General features: G+C 67.4%; 21 protein-coding genes. 10 read left to right on the forward strand and 11 right to left on the reverse strand.

The features are described 5' to 3' along the window. Positions 1-44 precede the first annotated feature (44 nt). Positions 45-1,184: a hypothetical protein gene (locus NR810_RS26875; protein WP_257456475.1), complete on the forward strand. Its 1,140-nt coding sequence runs from the start codon at positions 45-47 to the stop codon at positions 1,182-1,184. Here the strand turns inward: NR810_RS26875 and NR810_RS26880 are convergent. From NR810_RS26880 to NR810_RS26890, 3 genes are all read right to left on the reverse strand, one after another. Next, positions 1,165-2,952 carry a protein kinase domain-containing protein gene (locus NR810_RS26880; protein WP_407653839.1) on the reverse strand — a complete coding sequence of 596 codons (1,788 nt, stop codon included), beginning with the start codon at positions 2,950-2,952 and terminating at the stop codon, positions 1,165-1,167. The genes NR810_RS26875 and NR810_RS26880 overlap by 20 nt on opposite strands. A 154-nt stretch (positions 2,953-3,106) precedes the next feature. After that, complete coding sequence (locus NR810_RS26885) at positions 3,107-4,504, reverse strand: FAD-binding oxidoreductase (RefSeq protein ID WP_257456481.1); 1,398 nt, start codon at positions 4,502-4,504, stop codon at positions 3,107-3,109. Between the two features lie 453 nt (positions 4,505-4,957). Then, positions 4,958-5,110 carry a hypothetical protein gene (locus NR810_RS26890; RefSeq protein ID WP_257456482.1) on the reverse strand — a complete coding sequence of 51 codons (153 nt, stop codon included), beginning with the start codon at positions 5,108-5,110 and terminating at the stop codon, positions 4,958-4,960. 63 nt (positions 5,111-5,173) lie between these two features. On the opposite strand from NR810_RS26890, the gene NR810_RS26895 reads away from it, so the two are divergent. Then, positions 5,174-5,947: a hypothetical protein gene (locus NR810_RS26895; RefSeq protein ID WP_257456483.1), complete on the forward strand. Its 774-nt coding sequence runs from the start codon at positions 5,174-5,176 to the stop codon at positions 5,945-5,947. A gap of 588 nt (positions 5,948-6,535) precedes the next feature. On the opposite strand, the gene NR810_RS26900 is transcribed toward NR810_RS26895, so the two are convergent. The 6 genes from NR810_RS26900 to NR810_RS26925 form a co-directional block, all read right to left on the reverse strand. Beyond that, a complete protein-coding gene (locus NR810_RS26900) occupies positions 6,536-7,294 on the reverse strand; it encodes a DUF5953 family protein (RefSeq protein ID WP_257456484.1) in 759 nt (252 codons plus the stop codon). Position 7,295: 1 nt separating this feature from the next. Further along, on the reverse strand, positions 7,296-7,973 hold the full coding sequence (locus NR810_RS26905) for a DUF6310 domain-containing protein (protein WP_326522520.1): 678 nt from the start codon (positions 7,971-7,973) through the stop codon (positions 7,296-7,298). Between the two features lie 350 nt (positions 7,974-8,323). Beyond that, positions 8,324-9,244: a TolB family protein gene (locus tag NR810_RS26910; protein WP_257456487.1), complete on the reverse strand. Its 921-nt coding sequence runs from the start codon at positions 9,242-9,244 to the stop codon at positions 8,324-8,326. A gap of 162 nt (positions 9,245-9,406) precedes the next feature. Next, entirely contained in the window at positions 9,407-10,168 is a 762-nt protein-coding gene (locus tag NR810_RS26915; protein WP_257456691.1) for a LytR/AlgR family response regulator transcription factor, read from the reverse strand. A 32-nt stretch (positions 10,169-10,200) separates the two neighbouring features. Then, positions 10,201-11,328, reverse strand: a complete 1,128-nt coding sequence (locus NR810_RS26920; protein ID WP_257456488.1) for a sensor histidine kinase — start codon at positions 11,326-11,328, stop codon at positions 10,201-10,203. An 80-nt stretch (positions 11,329-11,408) separates the two neighbouring features. Continuing rightward, positions 11,409-11,576 carry a hypothetical protein gene (locus tag NR810_RS26925; protein ID WP_257456490.1) on the reverse strand — a complete coding sequence of 56 codons (168 nt, stop codon included), beginning with the start codon at positions 11,574-11,576 and terminating at the stop codon, positions 11,409-11,411. 65 nt (positions 11,577-11,641) lie between these two features. On the opposite strand from NR810_RS26925, the gene NR810_RS26930 reads away from it, so the two are divergent. Continuing rightward, positions 11,642-12,652 carry a cupin-like domain-containing protein gene (locus NR810_RS26930; RefSeq protein WP_257456491.1) on the forward strand — a complete coding sequence of 337 codons (1,011 nt, stop codon included), beginning with the start codon at positions 11,642-11,644 and terminating at the stop codon, positions 12,650-12,652. A gap of 52 nt (positions 12,653-12,704) precedes the next feature. Here the strand turns inward: NR810_RS26930 and NR810_RS26935 are convergent, their stop codons facing one another. Continuing rightward, the gene (locus NR810_RS26935) at positions 12,705-13,199 is read right to left on the reverse strand and encodes a GbsR/MarR family transcriptional regulator (protein ID WP_257456495.1); all 495 of its coding nucleotides are present in this window, start codon (positions 13,197-13,199) and stop codon (positions 12,705-12,707) included. A gap of 94 nt (positions 13,200-13,293) precedes the next feature. Here NR810_RS26935 and NR810_RS26940 point away from each other — a divergent pair, with 94 nt between their 5' ends. From NR810_RS26940 to NR810_RS26970, 7 genes are all read left to right on the forward strand, one after another. Further along, positions 13,294-14,226: an ABC transporter ATP-binding protein gene (locus NR810_RS26940; protein WP_257456496.1), complete on the forward strand. Its 933-nt coding sequence runs from the start codon at positions 13,294-13,296 to the stop codon at positions 14,224-14,226. Beyond that, entirely contained in the window at positions 14,223-15,827 is a 1,605-nt protein-coding gene (locus tag NR810_RS26945; protein ID WP_257456497.1) for an ABC transporter permease, read from the forward strand. The genes NR810_RS26940 and NR810_RS26945 overlap by 4 nt, the downstream gene beginning before the upstream one ends. 114 nt (positions 15,828-15,941) lie before the next feature. Further along, on the forward strand, positions 15,942-16,244 hold the full coding sequence (locus tag NR810_RS26950) for an ArsR/SmtB family transcription factor (protein WP_245814537.1): 303 nt from the start codon (positions 15,942-15,944) through the stop codon (positions 16,242-16,244). Then, positions 16,241-16,711: an SRPBCC family protein gene (locus NR810_RS26955; protein ID WP_257456501.1), complete on the forward strand. Its 471-nt coding sequence runs from the start codon at positions 16,241-16,243 to the stop codon at positions 16,709-16,711. The genes NR810_RS26950 and NR810_RS26955 overlap by 4 nt, the downstream gene beginning before the upstream one ends. Before the next feature lie 17 nt (positions 16,712-16,728). Then, positions 16,729-17,115 carry a DoxX family protein gene (locus NR810_RS26960; protein WP_257456503.1) on the forward strand — a complete coding sequence of 129 codons (387 nt, stop codon included), beginning with the start codon at positions 16,729-16,731 and terminating at the stop codon, positions 17,113-17,115. Positions 17,116-17,129: 14 nt separating this feature from the next. Beyond that, complete coding sequence (locus tag NR810_RS26965; protein WP_257456505.1) at positions 17,130-17,618, forward strand: DUF1801 domain-containing protein; 489 nt, start codon at positions 17,130-17,132, stop codon at positions 17,616-17,618. Between the two features lie 304 nt (positions 17,619-17,922). After that, positions 17,923-18,900, forward strand: coding sequence for an MBL fold metallo-hydrolase (locus NR810_RS26970; RefSeq protein WP_257456506.1), 978 nt, complete (start codon positions 17,923-17,925; stop codon positions 18,898-18,900). Positions 18,901-19,044: 144 nt separating this feature from the next. Here NR810_RS26970 and NR810_RS26975 read toward each other — a convergent pair whose 3' ends face one another. Continuing rightward, on the reverse strand, positions 19,045-20,130 hold the full coding sequence (locus NR810_RS26975) for a Kelch repeat-containing protein (protein WP_257456508.1): 1,086 nt from the start codon (positions 20,128-20,130) through the stop codon (positions 19,045-19,047). Positions 20,131-20,267: the final 137 nt, after the last annotated feature.

The raw sequence follows: 20,267 nt of genomic DNA on the forward strand, positions 1-20,267 counted from the left end.
CGGGGGCGAAGCCCCCCCTCCTCGCCCACAAGACGAGTCGTCACGTGCGTACCCTGTTCCACAAGAGAGTCGTCCCCGTCGTCGTATTCCTCGCCTCGATGCCATTGCTCTCCGCGCATGCGGAAGGGGAGGGGAAGGGGGAGGCGGTCGTCCCCCCCAGGAAGGAAGGGGTCGCCAGTTTCAGGACCACGATCGGCACGATCAGCCGTCTCTACCGGCAGATGGAGTACGAGCAGGCGTTCGATCAAATCCAGGTCGCGCGTCAGAGCCCGTTGGGGACGTCCGAGCTGGTGGTCCTGTCCCTCTACGAGGGCATCATCTTGTATGACATGGGAAAGCACGTGGAGTCTGGAGATGCCTTCCAGATGGCGCTGCTGATCCGGGAAGACGCGAAGCTTCCCGAGCAGGTCGCTCCCAAGATCGAGAGTCATTTCGAGGCCTTTCGACGAAGGATCCAGGAGGAACTGGTCTCCGCGGCCGAGGCTCGCCCGGAGCCCGGGGCGGGCGGTGCCAGGGCGGCGGCCGGCTCGGCGGATTGCCCGCCCTTGCGAATCGAGGTCAGGGGTAGGACCTTGAAAGCACAGCAGTCGTGGCGCCTGGCCGTGATGGAACGGATGTTGTGTGTGAAAGGGATTCGTGGAGGCAAGGTGGCCGAGACCTTTTCGGCCTTGAAGACCCAGGTCATGGAGGCGGGCACGGGCACCGAATGGATGCGCGTCGCTCAGGCCATGGACCGGATCGCGCACCAGTACGCCGTCTACCCATCCAACGAGGCCTGGCGCATGGAGAAGTCCTCCGTGCCGGAAGAGCTCTGGGAGCTCGGAGACGAAGATCAGGACGTGCCGCTGCCCGAAGCCCCCATCCCCCTGCTCGTGAGCGCCTCGGGCCAGCAAGGACCGGCGAATCTGTTCGGGTGCCAGGCGGCTGTCGCCATCGAGTGTGAACGGCTCATGAGGCGGCTGCTCCTCCTCCAGAATCAGCTCCCCGGCATCAATGCCGCGAACAGGAAGGCCGCGAGGAAGGAGCTGTTCCTCCTGGGTCAGAGGATCCGGGAGGCTGGCTTCAGTGACATCTTGGCGGATGCGTCGGACGACATCGACGCCTGGCCGGGAAAGTGGATCGAGGCGGACGCCGTGGCCCCTGCTGGCGGGGGCGCCGCCCCGCTCACTCCTCCAGCAGATTGATCTTGTGGAGGCTGGTCTGTCCGGCCTTGATGTCGATGGTGAGTTGCTTCTCCTTGGCAATCTTCGCGTTGACCAACTTCAAGGTGTGAGGTCCCGCGGGCAACTGCAGGGGGGTCAGGGGGGTCTCTCCCACCTTCTTGCCATCCACGTAGACGATGGCGTAGGGCCGGACGCGCAGCTCCAGGGTACCCTTGTACGCGACCCTGGCCGTGCCCGGAGCGGAGGGCCTGGGTTTGGAGGGCGAGCGCTCCGGGGCAGGTGGCTCCACGGGCACCGGCTCGGGGGTCACCACGGGGGCCGCCGCGAGCCCCGCGCCGGGCGCACCGGCCTCGGGGCTTGCCGGGGGAGGGGACTCGGGCGGCTCGGCGGGTACCTCCGCCGGCTGGACTCGCGGGCTCTCCGCCACGGGCTGGGGCCGCGGGCTCTCCGCCGCGAGCGCGGACCCCGATATCTCCGGCCGGGAGCACGTCTTCGAGGACACCACGCCGACGCCCGCCACGAGCATCAGGCCCCCCACCAGGGCGGGTGCCCACCGGTTCGAGGACCGGGGCTTCTCCGCCGACATGACGGGGCGCCGCACGGGGGATTCCGCCTGTGCCGGCCGCTGCTCCCGGGGCTCCACGTCGACGGGAGGCGGGGTGGGCCGGCGGGACGCGGCGGGAACCCGCGCCTGGAGGGTCATCGGCTCTCGCTGCCGGGGTGGAGGCGTGACGAGGGCCCTGGGCTCCTCCTCGTTCTTGGGGAACAGGGGCCCGCGCTGCTTCGCTGTCACCGCCTCGTTCGGGGACGGGGCGGGACGCTTCCTGACGAGGAACGGGGGTTCCGAGGGCGGAGTGGCCGCCGGGGGTGGGGGCGTGAGCGCTGGAGCCGGTGCGGGGGGCAGCGAGAGGGCGGGGATCTCCGGGTTCGTGACGGCTTGGTGGATGAGCTGGGCCACCTGTTGCGTCATCACGGGCTTGCCCACTGAGACGATGAACGCCTCCAGGTCGGCCTGGAAGGCATGGCAGTCCGGGTAACGTTGCTCGCGCTCCTTGGCGAGCGCCTTGCTGAGGATGCGCCGCAGGGGTTGGGGGAGATCCGGGCGGAGCCGGGCCGCGGGCGTGGGCTGCTCGTAGAGGATGGCCTGCATCAGCCCGGCGTCCGACGTCGCGGCGAAGGGCCGCTGGCCCGTGAGCAGCTCGAAGAGCACCACTCCGAGCGCGTACACGTCCGCGCGCCGGTCGAGCGCCTTCGCACGCAGTTGTTCGGGCGGCATGTACGCGAGCTTGCCCTTGATGACACCGCTCTCCGTCTTGTGGCTCTGACCGGCGGCCTTGGCGATGCCGAAGTCCACCACCTTCACCGCGCCCTGGCGGGACAGCAGGATGTTGTCCGGGCTGATGTCGCGGTGGATGAGGTCCAGCGGCTCGCCCGTGTCGGGGTCGGTGAAGTCATGGGCGAAGGCGAGCCCATCGCAGGCGTGGGCGATGAGCCGGGCGCACACGGTGGGGGGTAGGGTCAACCCCTGGGCCGCGGCGCGCTTGATGAGCGTGCGCAGACTGGGCCCGTCGATGTACTCCATGGCCAGGAAGTAGGTGCCCTCGGACTCACCGAAGTCGAAGATCTGCACGATGTTCGGGTGCGTGAGCCGGGCGGCGAGCCGGGCCTCGGACAGGAACATCTGGACGAAGGCGGGCTCCTCGGCCAACTCGGGCAGGATGCGCTTGAGGACCAGGGTCTTCTCGAAACCCATGGGCCCCGCGGCCTTGGCGAGGAACACCTCGGCCATTCCGCCCGAGGCCAGTTTGCGCACCAACTGATACTTCCCGACTTGCTGCTGTGTCACGGGCCGGCCCTCTTCCCAACGTCTGCGGCGGCCCCTGGATATCAGTTGGCATTCGGCTTGTCGTGCTCCTGAAGACAGGAAGACAGGCCAACCCTGATTAGTGCACGGTGGTCCCGGCGCCGGGCGCCTGTTCCTCGAGTCCGAGCGCCGCCCGGCACGTCTTCGTGTAGAGGTCGCGGAAGATGTTGTCCGGGTCGGTGAGCTGTTTCACGGCCTGGTAGGTCTCCTTGTTCCAGAGGCTCCAGAAGGTCTGCTCGTCGTAGTAGTTGTATGAGATGAGCGTCTTGGTGCCGTTGACGCGCAGCAGCTCGTCCTCGAATTCCTTGTAGATGTTGCGGCCCGCCCGCTGCGGCAGCCCGTAGACCGCGAGGTCGAGGAACAGCGGATCCTTCACGCCGGACCACCACTGGGGCGTGAGCCACTCGTAATCCCGCATCCGGCGGTAGGGGACGCACCACACCGGGTAGAAGTGCATCTCGCGGTGGTACCAGTCCATGAACTCGGCCGTGCGCGAGAAGGGGACGAACACGTCCACGATGACCTGCGGGTTCTTCGTGGGCAGGAAGGGGTGGAAGCGGTCCGCGGCCCTCAGCACGCTGTCCGAGTGCACCAGCTTGCCGAACAGTGCCCGGCCGACGAGGCTCCTCGGCGTAACGTGGGTGACACCCCGGTCGTAGCGGAAGAGATAGTCATAGACGGTGAGGTAGTCCTCGGAGAGCCGGGGGATGCTCTCACAATACGCCTTGAGCCAGTCATAGCGGCTCACATAGGGCGCGCGCTCCGCGAAGCGGCCCACGCACAGCACGTGCTTCGTCGGTGAGAAGATCTGCCCGTCGAGATAGTCCGCGTCCTGGGCGGTGAAGTGGCGCCAGATGGCCTGCTGGAAGGCCTCGAGCGTGGAGTAGGTCTCATACGTCACGTGCACGTAGGGCGCGGCGCGCACGAGCTTGAACTTCAGTTTCGAGAGGATGCCGAGCGTCCCGAACGAGCCGTGGATCATCTGGAACACGAGCGGGTGCTGGTCGGGGGAGCAGCGCAGCACGTCTCCCTTGGCGGTGATGAGCTCGTATTCGAGGCAGGTGTCGTGGAAGCCCCCGTACCGGAAGGACATGGACTCGATGGAACAGCCCGCGACGGCGCCGCCGAGGGTGATGGTCTTGTGCTCGGGGACGATGATGGGAATGAGCCCGTAGGGCAGGGTCGTGCGGACCACCTCGTCGAAGGTGACGGCGGGCTCGACCGTGCAGGTCATCCCCACGGGATCGATCTCGATGATCTGATCGAGGTCACTCAGGTCGATCTTCTCGTCGCTGCGCCGCCGGTCGTTGCGCTTGGGGACCTGGTGAGGCGGCGTCTTCTTCTTGAGGGACACGGGCCGGGTGCTCGTGCGTTGGCGCAGTTGCCGAGCGATCCGCTCGACCTTCGCCGCGTGACGCTCCTGGTGCCGCTCGGGTTTCTCCAGCCAACGTTCGCCAGGCACCGATTCCGGTTGCATTCCCTTCCTCCGTCGTCCCCAGAGGGTGGGGAGGCCTCGGGCGCTCGGTGAGTCAGGACCCGCCGGGCCGGCCCTCGCCCGCCCGGCTGCCCGGCACGGGACCGGACTCCGGGGAACAGACCCTCTCCGAGCTACGACTCCCGCCGTCATGCATGGGCGGCGGGAGTTCGTAGGGCAGACGACCTCATCCGTGGATTCCGGCGCAGTCCTGGCGCTCAGACACAACTGGTTGGCGGATTGATGGAAGGTATGCCGACTCCATCCGGGTACAAGGCCGCCTCTTTCGACGTGGAGGTGGTCGGGCGGAGTGGAGGTGCTTCCAGCACCCCACGGAATGGTCAACTCATGAAGTGTCAGGCCAGTGTGTGTATAGCCACTTGCACAACTCATTTCACGAGAGTCCAGGAGTCTGGAAAATCGACATCGACCATTCTCTACCACCCACGCCGCCAATCACACCTCTTCAGCCAGGTTGATTCGCTGATCACCGCCGCGGCGCCAGCCCACCGTTCCTTGAGAGGATCCCTCTTTTTCCTGCTCAGAATCGGGCAAAATACAAAAACCAGAACCGCCCAGAATCGAATTGACATACATGGATTTTTTCAAGATAAGCACCAGCCAACACGGGCGAACACCCGTGTCTGGTCTCAATCACTGATAAGGAAGTCCATGAATACCCATCTCATCAAGGGCGCGCTCGCCGCGGTCGCTCTGGCCCTGCTGAGCAGCACTCCGGCGCGTGCCCAGGTTTATGCCAACTACCCCGATGGAACCATCCTGATCCATCAGGTCAATTTTGGCGGCAGCATCATCGACGTGCGCCACGTCATCCACGGTGGCGCGAAGTTCCGGATCGGCGTTGGCGAGGAGAGCTACTTCACCTCTCCGCATACCTACAACGTTTCGGAGAGCGAAGTCGAAGCCATCACCAACTCGCCCAGGGACGGAACGGTACTGCAGGCGCGGGGAGACCACGCGGTCTACGTCATCTTTGGCGGCCGGAAGTGGCACATCCCTGACGCGCAGGAGCTCGAGTATTACGGCGGGGTCGGCGCCATCCGCACCGTTCCCGAGAGTACCTTCGTCAGTTGGATGTATCTGACGCGGCCCGGAACCCTGGTGCGTGAGCACAACACCGCTGCGGTTTATGTCATTTTTGGAAACGCCAGGTTCTGGGTCCCCACCGAGGCGGATGTGTTTTACTACGGCGGCTGGATCGAGGTGAGGGATGTGCCGGCGGGCAGCATGTCCAGCATGAAGACCAAGCCTGACTGCGGGACCCGCCTCCGCGAGCGCTCCAGTGGGGTTATCTATATCTTCAACGCCGCTGGCCAGAAGTCCGTCATCCAGAACCCCGCCGACTATGATTGGGCCAACCTCCGCGTGGTTCCCGATGGCACGCTGGCCGCGTACCCTGATGGCTCCTTCTTCTGCATGAACTGAGCCTCAGGAAGGGGTCGAAGAGAGGGCCCGAGTGCGGCACAGGCTCGGGCTCACTCACCGCGGTCGTGTGGGTCAGCTGAGCCATCCCCTCATTTCTCAATGACCAGCAGGTCCACGCGTTCCTGGAGTCACTCTTCGCGGAGGACCTGCATGCCAAACGCATTCTCTCAGGACGCCAACGACAAGATGTCATCGGTGAAGATCTTCGCGCCGTAGTCCGCACGCTCACGGATGCGAAAGGAGGAGCGTGCCGCACCCGGCGACTCGGCGCTCACGGGTGGAGGGACTGGGGCGGCCGACCCCGGTCCTTCGAGACTGGCAGGTAGCACTTGCCCTGGTACTCGGCCTGGTCCTCGATGCAGGGCGGGCGCCGGGCAAGCTCCACCCAGCACCCGCTGTTGCCAATGCCAGGAGGACAAGGCGCGGCTTATGGCCGAGCGTGAGGGACCAGACGGGCTCATGGAGGCCGCATGGCTGGAGCGGTGTTGGTGGACTTGACGGGGGAAGAGGTGGCGCTCGTCACGTGGCAGGAGGCGCCCGTTCCCCCGAATGGTAAGGGCGCCGTCGTGGTGGGCGCAGTGCCGAGCCTCAAGGGATGGAGCGCCCGCCGATCTCCGGGAAGCGCTCGTAGGCCCGTTTGAGCGCGTCCAGGTGGGCGGGGTTGTCCAAGTCGAGCGGCACCTCCGTGAGCTGAACAACCCACCCGTCCGTCGCCGTGCGCCGCGCCCGCGAGAGCAGATCCGCATCACGGGCCGGGTCCGGGAAACCGATGGCTTGCGCGGCGGCGGCCGACCAGTAATTGAGCCACCCGAGGCGATGCGGAATCTCAGGCGAGCGTATGGCACCAGGGGACTTGATCACCGGCAGCCCGCGAGGAGGAGGCTCCAGGTCGTCTGGCCGATTCTTCGTCTGGCGCGCGATGTCCACGCTTGCCCTGAACGGCGTGGCATGCCCCCAGTACGCGCGCGCGGCTTCTGCCACGGCCTCCAGCACGTCTGCGGCTGCCGCGATGGCCTCTGGCGTCAGGGGCAGCCTCGCATGTACCTCGAGCTGGGCCTGACCGCCCGGCGAGATGCCCGCCGGGCTTTCCCATCCCGTCACCGTCACGAGGGCGCTCTCATTGCCGTTGCTGAGGAGCGGAAATCCCCCGTTCGGCCGCTCTTGAGCGACCGTCGCGTCGCGCTGCGGCAATGGGATGAACTGCCCCGTTTCAGAAATCCTCCAACCCAGGCGCAGGCCAGGGAACGCACGCTCCATTCCATGAACCACGGCCACAGGGCGGCCGTCGGCGCCCACGAGCGCGGGCGCGTAGACGATGAGGGTCATCTTTTTTCGCTTGTCCGTCATCTCAGCACCAGTCCATGACCTCGATAAGGCCCCTGAGTCTTGGGTCCGCATCTTCCAGTGCTTCCTTGTGCGCTTCCCTGCGCACACCGACGCGGAAGGCAAATCCGCAGGCTCTGGCGAGTTCGAGTTCGCGCAGCAACTTCGCCACCTGATCGGTGATCACAATTTCTTGAAGGGCCTCCGTGTACGTGTCGAAGTTGTCGGTCTTGACTTCCCAGAGCGTGCGCGTGGCCAATTGTAGCGCGTCGAAGTTTTTCCCATTCACGAACACATCCCCGCCGGGGAAACTGTTGTTCGGAATTCTGTTGGCGCACTTGTCGTGCAGTTTATTACCGCCGAGGTGGTACTTCACCGGGACGGGCTCGCACCTGCTGCGATCTCGCTCCGAGGTTTCGGTTGGCCCAATGGGAGGGAAATCCGGCCCTCTTGGCTCCGGCGTGGGCCTTTGTTTCGGTGAGGGGTTCTGCGGAGTGGGCTTTGTTTCAGGCACGGGCCGCGTTTCAGGCGCGGGCCTTGCGTCCTCGGGATCGGCCCATTTCAGCTCATACGCATCCAGGGCCTCTTTGATGGCGAATCCCACCACCACCACGCCCGCGACGATTACCGCTCCCACGATGAGCTCCGGGGCCGCCAGGACGCACAGCCCGATTCCCGCTGCACCGGCACCCACCGAGGCCACCGCGCATCGTCCTGTTGTGTCATGAAACTCGAGCCGGTCATGATCGAGGGCATGAAAGCACCTCTCCACCAGCACGGGCCAGGGCTCGGAAGCTTCGCGGACGGCGCACCGCCCTCCGTCCGTCCAGGGCAGCGTCGCCGCTAGCTGGAGGTTGGCGAGCCTCGGGTCCCGGGCCGTTGGCTCTCGTGGGCTCGGCGTTGACGTAGCGCGGGCTGCGACAAAGAGCAGAAGTGCGAAGCACGCTCGGAAACGCATGGCTACGTCCTCCAATCAGGCGAGGGGAAGTGAGCAGACGCCCCAGCTCAACGGCGCCAGGACCCGGCATCTGAGGCACGGGTCCGGCTCGAGCCTCAATACCCCCAGGAGTGAACGCCCGCCGCATGGGCGCTCACGTGGTACAGGTCGCCGGGCAGGAAGGGCTCGTACTGATGGCGCACGAAGAAGAGGGTGCGCCTGTCTGCGGAGAGGGAGGGGTGGTACTCATCCCTCTCCGTGTTCACGACAGGGCCCAGGTTGCGCGCGGGCTTCCACTCATCGCGCTGGCGCCTGGCCACGTAGAGGTCTCCCGAGCCGAAGCCGTCCGGTCGGTTGATGGAGGCGAAGAGCAGCGTGTTCCCGTCGGCCGTCACGGTGGGGTTGAACTCCCAGTAGGAGGTGTTGAGCGCGGCACCGAGGTTCTCCGCGGGGCCGTAGGAGCCATTGGCCCGCCGGCGCGAGCGCCAGAGGTCCCAGCCCCCGAAGCCGCCCGGCCGGTCCGAGCCGAAGTACAGCGTGCCCCACGCATCCACGCTGGGGTAGAGCTCGTCCGAGGTGCTGTTGACGGCGGCGCCGAGGTGACGCGGCTCGCTCCAGCCCGTGCCCTGGCGCTCCACCACCCACAGCTCGGCGTCCTCGCGGGCCACGCCATCCACCGGCCGGATGGACGAGAAGAAGAGAGAGCGGCCATCCGGCGACACGAACGGATCGATGTCGCTGAACTCGCCGGAGAAGGGCGCCACGCGCGGCTCGCTCCACTGGCCGTGGCGCCACTCGGAGAAGACGATGGTGGACTGGCGAGAGCTGGGGAAGAAGCCGGTACTCACGCCCCAGAAGGCGGTGCGCCCGTCGGGGGTGAAGACGATGCGGTACTCCTCCTGGTCCGGCAACGAGACGAAGCCGGGGGCGAGCACCTCCGGTACGCACGGCGCGGCGGTCTCCTGGGCGAGGGCGGGCGTGGCCAGGGTGAGCAGCGAGAGCAGCATCGGGGAACGGACGAGGGAAGACACGGACATGACAGACTCCTCCTGAGATGGGGTTGGGCGGCGGAGCGGGGTTCTCTCCGCTCGCCACGGACATGGAGGTAGCGTGTTGGCGAGGGGTTGTCCGGGAGGTGGGGACGAAGCGCGCGCGGCGCGGGACGAAGTGCGCGGGCGCGGGGACGGACGCGGCGGACGTCAGTCCCCCTCCAGCCCCAGGGCTTGCTCCACGCGGGCGCGGTGGCCGCGGCCGGTGCGCAGCGCGACGCCGCCCGGGAGGGACAGGAGGTATTCGCCCTGGGACAGCGGCTCGAGCTCGCGCACGTGGTCCAGGTTGACCAGCACCGAGCGATGGACGCGCAGGAAGCGGCGCGGGTCCAACCGCTCCTCCAGGTGTGTCAGCGTCTCGCGCATGATGAACTGCTCGCCGCCCGCGTGCACGCGCACGTAGTTGGCCTCGGCTTCCACGTGGGTGATGGCGGCGCAGTCCACGAAGCGGATGCGGCCGTCCGCCTTGACGGGCAACCGCCGTGGCGGTGCTTCCGCCTGGGCGAGCGCGCAGAGCATCTCTTCCACTCTGTGGGGGGGCGCTTCCGACCGGCGCACGAGCCGCACGTGCTGACGGGCCCGCAGCAGCGCGGCGCGGAAGCGCTCCCGGTCATAGGGCTTGAGCAGGTAGTCCAACGCCCGCGCCTCGAAGGCCTGGACCGCGTAGCGCTGCCAGGCGGTGACGAACACCACCACCGGCGTCTGGCCGGGCGGCAGCGCCCGCAGCACCTCGAAGCCGTCGCCCGACGGCATTTCGATGTCGAGCAGCAGCACGTCCGGGGTGGTGGAGAGCACCGCGCGCACCGTCTCCGCGCCGCTGGCCGCTTCCGCCACCAACGCCACTCCGGGCTCACCCGCCAGCAACGTGCGCAGCCGCTCGCGGGCCAGGGGCTCGTCGTCGGCGACCACCACGCGCAAGGGGGCTTCTTCCGAGGTGCCCCCGCTCACGCAGCCACCTCACCGCCCCGCGAGGGCAACGGCAGACGCAGCTCGGCCACGGTGCCACGAGGCTGCCCGGGCCTCAGTTCCAGGGTGGCGCGAGTGCCATGGAGGGCGGCCAGGCGCGCGCGCAGGTTGGACAGGCCCACGCCCCGGCCATGCCGGGGCAGTCCCGAGGGAGGCAGGCCCACGCCATCGTCCCGCACCTGCACGTGCAGCGAGTCCCCGTCCCGCGCGGCGCTGATGAGCACCCGGCCGGGCTCGGCCCGGGGCGCGAGCCCGTGACGGATGGCGTTCTCCACGAGCAGTTGCAGCGCCAGGTGGGGGATGCGCGCGTCGAGCACGTCGGGGGCGAGCCGCCACTCCACCGCGAGCCGCTCGCCGAAGCGCGTGCGCTCGATGTCCAGGTAGGGCGCGAGCGCGTCCAGCTCCTCGCGCAACGTCACCTCCTGGCGTCCGGAGGACTCCAGGCCATGGCGCAGCAGGTCTCCCAGCCGCGCGAGCATGCGCTCCGCCGCGTCGGGGTCCTTGTGCACCAGGGCGGCCACGGCGTTGAGGGCATTGAAGAGGAAGTGGGGCCGGAGCTGCGAGGTGAGCACCTGGAGCCGGGCCTCGGCGAGCCGGGCCTGCAGCCGCGACGCGCGCTGCTGGCGCACGTGGGCGCGGCGGGCGAGCCCCAGCGCGTGGGCCCCGGCGGTCATCAGCACGTAGGGCAACACATTGTTGACCACGCTCTGCGCCAGCACGGTACCGAAGCCTGGCGGGCGGGCGTACCAGCCGAAGACGTCCTGGGTGAGGACGACGAACAGCGCACGCCCCAGCACCACGGTGGCGAGCATGGCGAGGTGCACGGCGCCCGCGCGCCTCCACCGGGGGCGGAGGAGTGGAAACCACTCGGACAAACGCAGACACAGCACCGTGATGGGAACCCACAGCAGCGAGCTGCCCAGGGCCATGCGCCACAGCGGTCCCTCGCTGGTGGGCGCCTCTCCCGCGTATTGCAGCAGTCGCACCTGGCTGACCGTGACCAGTGCGTCCGCCAGCCACCAGCCCAGGGCCCCGCTCCAGAGTGCCCAGGAGGGCAGGGGAGGGACCTCCTCGGGCTCGGTGATTGTTTCGTCCTGCTCGTCCATGGGCCGGCAGGCTAGCGAAACGCTCGGGACGGTCGCCACGCCCCCTGGGACGAACGGAGCGCTGGCGGGGACCAACCGCTCTACGAACGCTCGCTCTCTCGGACGAGAGGGGGGACCTGAGGCGTCGGGAGCAGCGGCCGACGCTGGGGCTTCGTGCCGCGCTTCCAGCAATCGACGTAGTTGTTCTTCACGTTGACATCGTCCACCTCGGTGGCGGTGTGCTGCGAGTTCTCGGCTGGGGTCATCATCGCCTTCACTCCTTTGAGGCCTGTTAGAGTACTCCAACCTTCCAGACCCGCCCGCGGGAATCAACATGCATACAGGAACCCACCGTCTGGCAACAGAATGGCAACAGTGGCTGGCGGAGAACCTCGCCCAGGGAGCCACTCCCGAGGAGATCGCCACCGCGCTCCGCGCAGCCGGGGTGAGCGAGGAGGTGGCACGCGAGGAGATCGCCGCCGCCGAGAAACACCCCTTCGTGCTGGCGGGGCGCAACATCGCCCGCCGCTACGCGCGCATGGAGGCGCTGATGGACCTCTACAGCGAGCTCCATCGCCAGTCAGGGCATCATCACGGCGTGGAGAAGCGGGCCGGGCTGTCCGCCGAGGAGTTCTTCACCCACTACTACTTCGGCCACCGCCCCGTCGTGTTGCAGGGGCTCATGGAGGACTGGCCCGCCCTGCGCCGCTGGTCTCTCGACTACTTCCGTGAGCACTGCGGCGAAGTCGAAGTGGAGATCATGTCCGGCCGCAACGCCAACCCGAACCACGCCTTCGAGCACGATCGGCACCGTGCCACCGTCCGGCTGGCGGAGTTCCTCCGGATGATTCAGGAGGCGGGCGAGACGAACGACTTCTACATGGTGCCGCGCAACGAGAACTGGTCGCGCGAAGGCCTGCGCCGCCTGCGTGAGGACGTCCGTGCCCCCAGCGGCATCATCGACCCGGCGCTCGATCCGATGATGATGACGCTGCTGCTCGGTCCCGCCGGCACCCTCACTCCGCTCCACCATGACAACATGAACATCCTGTTGTCCCAGGTCCTCGGCCGCAAACACTTCAAGCTCGTTCCTTCCTTCCAGCCCCACCGGGTATACCCGCGCCACGGCACCTTCAGTCACGTGGACGTCTCCAACCCGGACACCACGCGCCATCCCGCCTTCCAGGAAGCGGACATGGTGGAGGTGGTGCTCGAGCCGGGAGAGATGATCTTCATCCCGGTGGGCTGGTGGCACTGGGTGCGCGCGCTCGACGTCAGTGCGTCGGTCAGCTTCCACCACTTCCAGATCCCAGAGGGGAACACCCACCTGATGTTCCCCGCCTGAGCTCGCGGGGCCGGCCCTCTCTGGAAGTGTCCACCGGGCCGGAGTCGCACGTTCAGCCCTGGCTCTTCGCGGAGCGCTGCTCCCGCCATTTCATCAGCAAGCGCGGCATCTCGCTCCGCATGAACTCGAAGAACTGCCGCGTCTCATCCAACCGGAGACCGGTCAGGCTCTCCGCGCCCACCGCGTCGATCCCCTCCCGCAGCACCTGCTCGAACCGCAGGAGTATCTGGTCGCGCCGGGCGAGCGCCTCGTACCAGGCGTTGGAGACGACCCGGTAGTGGTCGCTGCGTTGTCCCGGCTCTCGCCCGCGCTCCACCAGGCCCACCTGCTCCAGATAGCGCACGGCCCCGGAGATGGCCGCCGCACTCACCCGGAGTTGCTGGGCCAGCTCGGCCGCCGTTCGAGTCTCCTTTTCCGCGGTCAGCAGACCCGCGAACACCCGGGCGGGCATGCGTGGGAACCCATTGTCCGACAGGGCCAGGGCGAAACGCTCGACGAACCGGCTCACGGCCACCTCGTCACGCTTCGCCCCCGCTCTCTTCCCCATGGCCACATCCTCCCTCCTTGTTCTCCAACATCCGCGAAACTCCCACAATCATTAATGTTTTCACAAATTTGTGAAAACTCGATATCTTCACCCCATGTCAATCGCGATCCAGATCAAGGGCCTGATCAAGTCGTTCGGCCAGACACGGGCGCTCGATGGGCTCGAGCTGTCCGTGCGAACCGGCGAGGTACACGGCTTCCTCGGCCCGAATGGAGCGGGCAAGTCCACCACGCTCCGGGTGCTGCTGGGGCTGATGCGGGCGGACGCGGGCGAGGTCCGGCTTCTGGACGGGGATCCCTGGAAGGACGCCACCCGGCTGCACCGACGGCTCGCCTATGTGCCGGGAGACGTGTCTCTGTGGCCAAACCTCACGGGCGGTGAGGTGATCCACCTGCTCGGCCAGCTGCGTGGAGGACTCGACACCCGTCGTTGCGCGCAGCTCCAGGAGCGCTTCGCGCTGGATCCCCGGAAGCCGGGGCGCACCTACTCCAAGGGGAACCGGCAGAAGGTCGCCCTCATCGCGGCGCTAGCCTCCAACGTGGAGTTGCTCATCCTGGACGAACCCACCTCGGGGCTCGATCCCTTGATGGAGAGCGTGTTCCAGGAGTGCATCCTCGAGGAGCGGCGCCAGGGGCGGACCGTGCTGCTCTCCAGCCACATCCTCGGCGAGGTGGAGGCGCTCTGTGATCGCTTGAGCATCATCCGCAACGGGCGCACGGTCGAGAGCGGCACCCTCGCGCAACTGCGCCACCTGTCCCGGACCACGCTGTCGGCGGAGCTGCGGAACGCTCCGTCCGGGATGGAGGGATGGCCGGGCGTGCATGCGGTGCAGGTCGATGGCACCCGGCTGCGCTGTGAGGTCGACGCCACCGAGCTCAATGCTGTGCTCCGGCACCTCACCACCCTGGGCCTGCGCAGCCTCGTCAGCCAGCCCCCCACCCTCGAGGAGCTGTTCATGCGGCACTACCAGACGCAAGGACCCGCGGAAGCTGTCCCCACGCGCACCTCCGAGGCGGTGTCCCCGTGAGCGCCTGGGAGGGAACGGGCCTGTTGCTGCGGCATCTCCTGCGGCGCGAGCGGTTCTCCATGCCCGCGTGGCTCCTCCTGCTCGTGGTCATGGTGGTGGGAACGGTGCTCCACTACGCGCGCGTCTTCCCCACCGAGCCATTGCGCCAGGACTTCGCGGAGTTCGTCCGCCACAACACCCTGACGCTCGCGTTCGGTGGGCAGCTCTCCAACGCCCGCCTCGAGTCACTCGCGGCCTGGAAGATTGGAGACATCCTCTACAGCCTGTTGGGGCTGATGACCGCGTTGCTTGTCATCCGGCATACCCGGGCCGAGGAGGAGAGCGGGCGGCTCGAGTTGTTGGCCGCGGGAGGGATTGGGCGCTTCGCCCCGCTGACCGCGACGCTCCTCCTGGCGTGCGGAGCCAGCGTGCTGACCGGACTGCTCTGTGCGCTCGGGTGGATCGCCCTGGGGTGCGAGCCCGTTGGGTCGCTCGCGTTCGGGTGCGCGCTGGCGGCCCCGGGGTGCGTCTTCGCGGCGGTAGCGGCATTGGCGGCACAACTGGGCGCGAGTACGCGCATGGCGGCGGGGATGGCCTTCGCCTCGCTCGGAGCTGGGTACGTGCTGCGCTTCGTGGCGGATGGAAGCGGACAGCTCTGGTTGAGATGGTTGTCGCCTCAGGGATGGAGCCATCTGGCCGAGCCGTTCGCGGACCGTCGCTGGTGGGTCCTCGGTCTGCCCGTGCTCGTGACCCTCGTCCTCGCGGGGGTCGCGCATGTGCTGGTGGCGAGCCGGGACCTGGGCTCGGGCGTGCTGCCTTCACGACCCGCCCCCGAGGACACTCCCGGACTCAGGAGCCCGCTGGCGCTCGCCTGGCGTCTGCAACGAGGGCTGTTGCTGGGGTGGATGAGCGCCTTCGCCCTGCTCGGCGCCTTCGTGGGCGGCCTGCTCCAGGGATTGAATGAGGTCGGCAGCCAGAACCCCTGGTGGCGGGAAATCGTCAACCGCTATGGCGGTGGCCCGAACGTCCGCTTCAGCGATCTCCTCGCATGGGTCCTCCTGCTCAGCCTGGGATACCTCGCCACGCTCCATCCCATCCTGGTGACGCTGCGTCTGCGCTCCGAGGAGGAGCAGGGCCGCGCCGAGCTGGTGCTATCGACCGCCGTCGGGCGGGTGCGCTGGGCCGCCAGCCACCTGGTCTTCGTGGTCCTGGGACCCGTGGCGGTGATGGCCGCGAGCGGCATCGCCCTCGGGCTCGTTCATGGGAGCAACACGGGTGAACTGGCGCTCCAGCTCTCCCGAAGCCTCGCGGGTGCGCTGATCCAGGTGCCCGCGGTCTGGGTGGTCGCTGGGGTCGCGGTGTTCGCGTACGGTGTTGTTCCGCGCTTCGCCTCCGCCATCAGTTGGGCGGCGTTCCTGTTCATCAACGTCTTCGGGGAGGTCCTCGGTCCCATTCTCGGCCTGGAGTACGCCGTGGCGAATCAGGCCATCCCCTTCCACCACCTTCCGCGGATCCTCTCGGGCGGAGCATTCACTGTCACCCCTCTGCTGGTGTTGACAGGTCTGGCCGCGGCCCTGGGTACCACGGGAGTCCTGGTGCTCCGGCGCCGTGATCTCGCCTGAACAAGACCTGTCACTTTCCAAGAAATCAGGGAGTGGTGACGACGTTCTAGCCGCTTGACACGTAAGCATCTCCTTACGCATTATCGGCGGGCGATGATGCACACGGAACCCGGGGTGTTCGGAGCGATCAGCCATCCGGCGCGGCGCCGCATGCTCGACCTGCTGGTCGACGGCGACCGCCCGGTGAATGCGATCGCCGAGAACTTCGAGATGAGCCGCCCGGCGGTGTCTCAGCACCTGCGCGTGCTCCTCGATGCGGGTCTCGTCACCGAGCAACGGCACGGCAGGGAACGGCGGTACCGCCTCGTGCCGGAGCGACTGGAGCCGGTGCGCGACTGGCTCGCTCACTACGAGCGGTTCTGGGACGACAATTTCACCCGCCTGCGGCGGCACCTCGAGAAGGGCAACGAGCGATGATGACGAAGACAATCCGACGGGAGCTGAAGTTCACCCAGTCGCCCGCCGTAGTGTGGCGCGCGCTCGCGACCAGCGAGGCGCTCGCCGACTGGATGTACCCGAACGACTTCGAGCCGCGCGTCGGGCATCGCTTCACGTTCCGCGTGCCTCCAGACCCTCGGGCCAGGTTCGATGGTCTCGTCGTGCACTGCGAGGTGCTCCGGTGCCTTCCTCCGTCCGAGCTCGAGTTCACGTGGGTCGTTGGCGAGGGCTGGCTGGATACGCGCGTCAGCTACCGCCTCGAGGCCGATGGCGATGGAACGCGCGTGCTCTTCGAGCACTCCGGCTTCAAGGAGGACCAGGCGTTCCACGGCGCCGAGTTCGGCTGGAAGATGATGCACGGAAAGCTCGCCAAGACGCTCGAGAAGGCGTCGGGCGGCGCCGCTCTGCCTTCTCCTGTCAGCGACAACCCGGCCCTCAAGGCCTGATCACCGAGCCACCACATATGAACATCGTCTTCTGGAGTCTTCAGGCCGTCCTCGCGCTGCTGTTCCTCGCGGGCGGGTCGTACAAGGCGTTCTCGTTTCAGCAACTCGCGAGCCAGTTCAGCGAGGTCCCCCACGGGGTATGGCAGGCGCTCGGCTTCCTCGAGATGGCCGGTGGCGTGCTGCTGATCGTTCCGGCGGCGTTGAAGTGGATGCCTGGTCTCACCGCGCACGCGGCCGCGGTGCTCACGCTCGAGACGTTCGCGCTCGCCGCGCTGTACGCGCGTCATTCGACGAAGATGACGCCCGAGAACCCGATGATCTGGGCGCTCGTGATGGGTGTTCTGGTCGCCTTCGTGGCGTATGGTCGCTACGTACTCAAGCCGGTGGTGTCAGTCGCCGCGTGACGGAGTGAAGGACGATGCCTGCGAAGTCGCCCTCGAAGCCACGGAAGACCGCGATGAAGTCGGGACGGTCTCGAACCGCCAGCAGCGGCGCTCCGCGCGCCGCGAAGCCGAAGCTCCTGTCAGGCGGCAACCCTCAGATTCCGAAGGGCGAGGGCGACGCGCCGGTGCGGGCCTTCATCGAAGCGATGCCCGGATGGAAGCGCGACATCGGCCGCCGAATCGACGAGATCATCGTCCGCACCGTCCCGGGCGTGAGGAAGGCGGTGAAGTGGAACACGCCGTTCTTCGGCGTCGGCGAGGTGGGCTACTTCACCTCGTTTCACTGCTTCGACAAGTACGTCAAGGTGACCTTCTTCCGGGGCACGTCGCTCGAGCCGCTTCCCCCCGGCGCGTCCAAGGTGAAGGACGTCCGCTACTACGACATCTACGAGGGGAAATTCGACGAGGCGCAATTTACCTCGTGGATCCGTCAGGCCGCCGCGCTCCCGGGCGTGGTCCCGTGACAGGGTGAGTGATTGACGGGTAGGCTACTGCCAGGCTCCCACGAAACTCCGCCAGCCCCGCTCTGGGCGTGCCAGGCGGCGGGTTCGATTCCCGCCGCCTCCATTGGATGTAGCAAGGCCCCGGCCGCCATCAGGCGAGCCGGGGTTTTCTTTTCCCCTTCCCGGTGGAGCGGGGTCCTTGCTTCAGCACTTGGTGGTGAGAGACGCCTGTCAGCATGACTCTGGAGGGGCTGAACTGAATTTGGGGCGAGGCGGAAGTTGAAGCATAACGCTGGCGGATCCACCCCCCATCCGGAGACTCCCGATGAAGCTGCGTACCTTCCCCTGGCGTGCCGCGGTCGCCGCGGTCCTCACCGCCGCGAGCGGTGCCGCGCTCGTGCCCACCACCGCGCAGGCCGCCGCGCCCCAGGTCAAGACCCAGGCGCCGGGCTACTACCGCATGATGCTGGGCGACTTCGAGATCACCGCCCTGTCCGATGGCACCCTCGAATTGCCTTTGGACAAGATGCTGACCAACGTCAAGCCCGCCCAGGTGGAGAAGGCGTTCGCGCGCGCGTTCCTCAAGACGCCCGTGGAGAGCTCGTTCAATGCCTTCCTCATCAACACCGGCTCCCAGCTGGTGCTGGTGGATACGGGCGCTGGCAACCTCTATGGCCCGACGCTCGGCAAGCTGCTGGCGAACCTGAAGGCGGCCGGCTATCAGCCGGAGCAGATCGACGCCGTGCTCATCACCCACCTGCACCCGGATCACATGGGCGGATTGATGACCGGGGACAAGCGGAGCTTCCCGAACGCCACCGTGCACCTGGCCAAGGCCGAGGCGGACTACTGGATGAGCGCCGACAACATGAAGAAGGCGCCCGCGGAGGCGCAGTCGGGGTTCCAGAACGCCATGGCGATGCTGACCCCGTACGCCACGGCGGGCAAGCTCGAGCCCTTCGAGGGTGACACCGAGCTGGTGCCTGGCATCAAGGCCATCACGGCCGCCGGCCACACCCCCGGTCACAGCACCTACGCCGTGGAGAGCAAGGGCCAGAAGCTGATGCTGTGGGGAGACCTGTTGCACGTGGCGGCGGTGCAGTTCCCCGAGCCGTCGGTGACCGTCCAGTTCGACGTTGACTCGAAGGCGGCGGCGGCCCAGCGCAAGAAGGCCCTCGCCGACGCGGCGAAGCAGGGCTACTGGGTGGGCCTGGCCCACGTCTCGTTCCCGGGCCTCGGCCACGTGAGGTCCGAGGGCAAGGGCTACGTCTACGTCCCGGCCAACTACACCACGAAGCAGTAACCCCGCAGCGGACCGCGAACTTCAGGAGGTTGGACAAGAGGAGGGTCATCGGACTTTCCTCTCGGTGGTCGCCATGGCGCTTCGCGTCGGGTTGCACGCGAAGCGTGACTGGAAGATGACTGGGCGGCCGGACCTCTCGCGGGGTCAGCGCGTGAAGCGCTCGGACAGGCCGTTGGGGCCGAACACCTGCACCTGCCCGGTGTGGAGCAGCACCGGGACGGCCGCCCCGCGGATCTGGTTCATGGTCGCGGCGGGGAGCCACGTGTTCGTCGACGGGTCGTACACAGCCGCCCGCCCGGAGCTGCCCGTCACCAGCACCTCACCCGAGAAGAGCATCGTCGCGGAGTAGGGGCCGCTGAACGGCAGCGTCGGGCCCGCGAACCACCGCTCGTTGTACGGGTCGAACATCTCCACGGAGGTCTCCGTAGGATGCGCGCCGCCCAGCACCATCACGTAGCCCGAGTAGAGCCGGACCGCGAGGTGGTACTTGCGCGCCCGGGCCATGCTGGCGGTGAGCGTCCAGGTGTTCGTGGCCGGATCGTAGAGCTCCGCCGAGGCGTGCGACTCGAGCGAGGAGGCTTCACCCCCCGCCACCAGCACCTTGCCCGAGTAGAGCAGCGTCGCGGTGTGCGACGACCGGGGGATGAGGGTGCTGCCCGCGATGCTCCACGTGTCCGTCTCCGGGGTGTACAGCTCCGTGCCCTGGATGGTCCGCTGCTCCCGGTAGCCGTAGCCGCCCACCAGCAGCACCTGACCCGAGTCGAGCAGCGTCGCGGTGTGCCGGTAGCGGGGCGAGCTCAAGGTGCTCGGGAGGGTGCTCCACGTGGAGGTGGCGGGGTCGTACAGCTCCGTCCTGCTGGCCGAGTACTTCGGGCCGATGTCTCCGCCGGCAGCCAGCACCTTGCCGGAGGGGAGCTCCGTCAAGGTGTAGGCGCAACGGCTCAGCGAGCTCATCATCCCCGACGACCGCCACGTGTCCGTGTACGGGTTGTACACGTACGCGATGCCGCAATACTGGGTCAGCACATCGCCCGTGCCACGCATCAAGGTGGCCACCTGGAACGGGCCTCCCGAGGACGCGGTGGTGGACCAGCTCCCGACCAGATCGGACAGGGACTCGCCCCGGGTTTCCAGCCCGCTGCCGGGCGCTAGAAGGGTTTCCTCGGGCTGGCATCCCAGGGACAGGGACAGCCATCCGAGCATCAACAAGGACGAACGCAGGGACTTCATCGGGCTACTTCCTCCGGGCTTCGCGCTCCCGTGGATCGGGTGCCCGGAGGAGAGTAGGGAAGACCGTTTGTCGAGCAAGGGGATTTGAAGCGCATAAGAGGAACGGGGGCAATGTGCAGGGGGCAGATACTTCTCTG

Source organism: Archangium lipolyticum, assembly GCF_024623785.1.
Lineage (GTDB): Bacteria > Myxococcota > Myxococcia > Myxococcales > Myxococcaceae > Archangium > Archangium lipolyticum.

What these genes read in the sequence shown, in the direction of transcription:
- NR810_RS26885 (WP_257456481.1), bottom strand. Translation starts at nt 4,504, where the DNA reads ATGCAACCGGAATCGGTGCCTGGCGAACGTTGGCTGGAGAAACCCGAG.
- NR810_RS26920 (WP_257456488.1), bottom strand. Translation starts at nt 11,328, where the DNA reads ATGGACGAGCAGGACGAAACAATCACCGAGCCCGAGGAGGTCCCTCCC.
- NR810_RS26910 (WP_257456487.1), bottom strand. Translation starts at nt 9,244, where the DNA reads ATGTCCGTGTCTTCCCTCGTCCGTTCCCCGATGCTGCTCTCGCTGCTC.
- NR810_RS26955 (WP_257456501.1), top strand. Translation starts at nt 16,241, where the DNA reads ATGATGACGAAGACAATCCGACGGGAGCTGAAGTTCACCCAGTCGCCC.
- NR810_RS26880 (WP_407653839.1), bottom strand. Translation starts at nt 2,952, where the DNA reads ATGGCCGAGGTGTTCCTCGCCAAGGCCGCGGGGCCCATGGGTTTCGAG.
- NR810_RS26935 (WP_257456495.1), bottom strand. Translation starts at nt 13,199, where the DNA reads ATGGGGAAGAGAGCGGGGGCGAAGCGTGACGAGGTGGCCGTGAGCCGG.
- NR810_RS26975 (WP_257456508.1), bottom strand. Translation starts at nt 20,130, where the DNA reads ATGAAGTCCCTGCGTTCGTCCTTGTTGATGCTCGGATGGCTGTCCCTG.
- NR810_RS26925 (WP_257456490.1), bottom strand. Translation starts at nt 11,576, where the DNA reads ATGATGACCCCAGCCGAGAACTCGCAGCACACCGCCACCGAGGTGGAC.
- NR810_RS26940 (WP_257456496.1), top strand. Translation starts at nt 13,294, where the DNA reads ATGTCAATCGCGATCCAGATCAAGGGCCTGATCAAGTCGTTCGGCCAG.
- NR810_RS26970 (WP_257456506.1), top strand. Translation starts at nt 17,923, where the DNA reads ATGAAGCTGCGTACCTTCCCCTGGCGTGCCGCGGTCGCCGCGGTCCTC.
- NR810_RS26900 (WP_257456484.1), bottom strand. Translation starts at nt 7,294, where the DNA reads ATGACGGACAAGCGAAAAAAGATGACCCTCATCGTCTACGCGCCCGCG.
- NR810_RS26960 (WP_257456503.1), top strand. Translation starts at nt 16,729, where the DNA reads ATGAACATCGTCTTCTGGAGTCTTCAGGCCGTCCTCGCGCTGCTGTTC.
- NR810_RS26895 (WP_257456483.1), top strand. Translation starts at nt 5,174, where the DNA reads ATGAATACCCATCTCATCAAGGGCGCGCTCGCCGCGGTCGCTCTGGCC.
- NR810_RS26965 (WP_257456505.1), top strand. Translation starts at nt 17,130, where the DNA reads ATGCCTGCGAAGTCGCCCTCGAAGCCACGGAAGACCGCGATGAAGTCG.
- NR810_RS26930 (WP_257456491.1), top strand. Translation starts at nt 11,642, where the DNA reads ATGCATACAGGAACCCACCGTCTGGCAACAGAATGGCAACAGTGGCTG.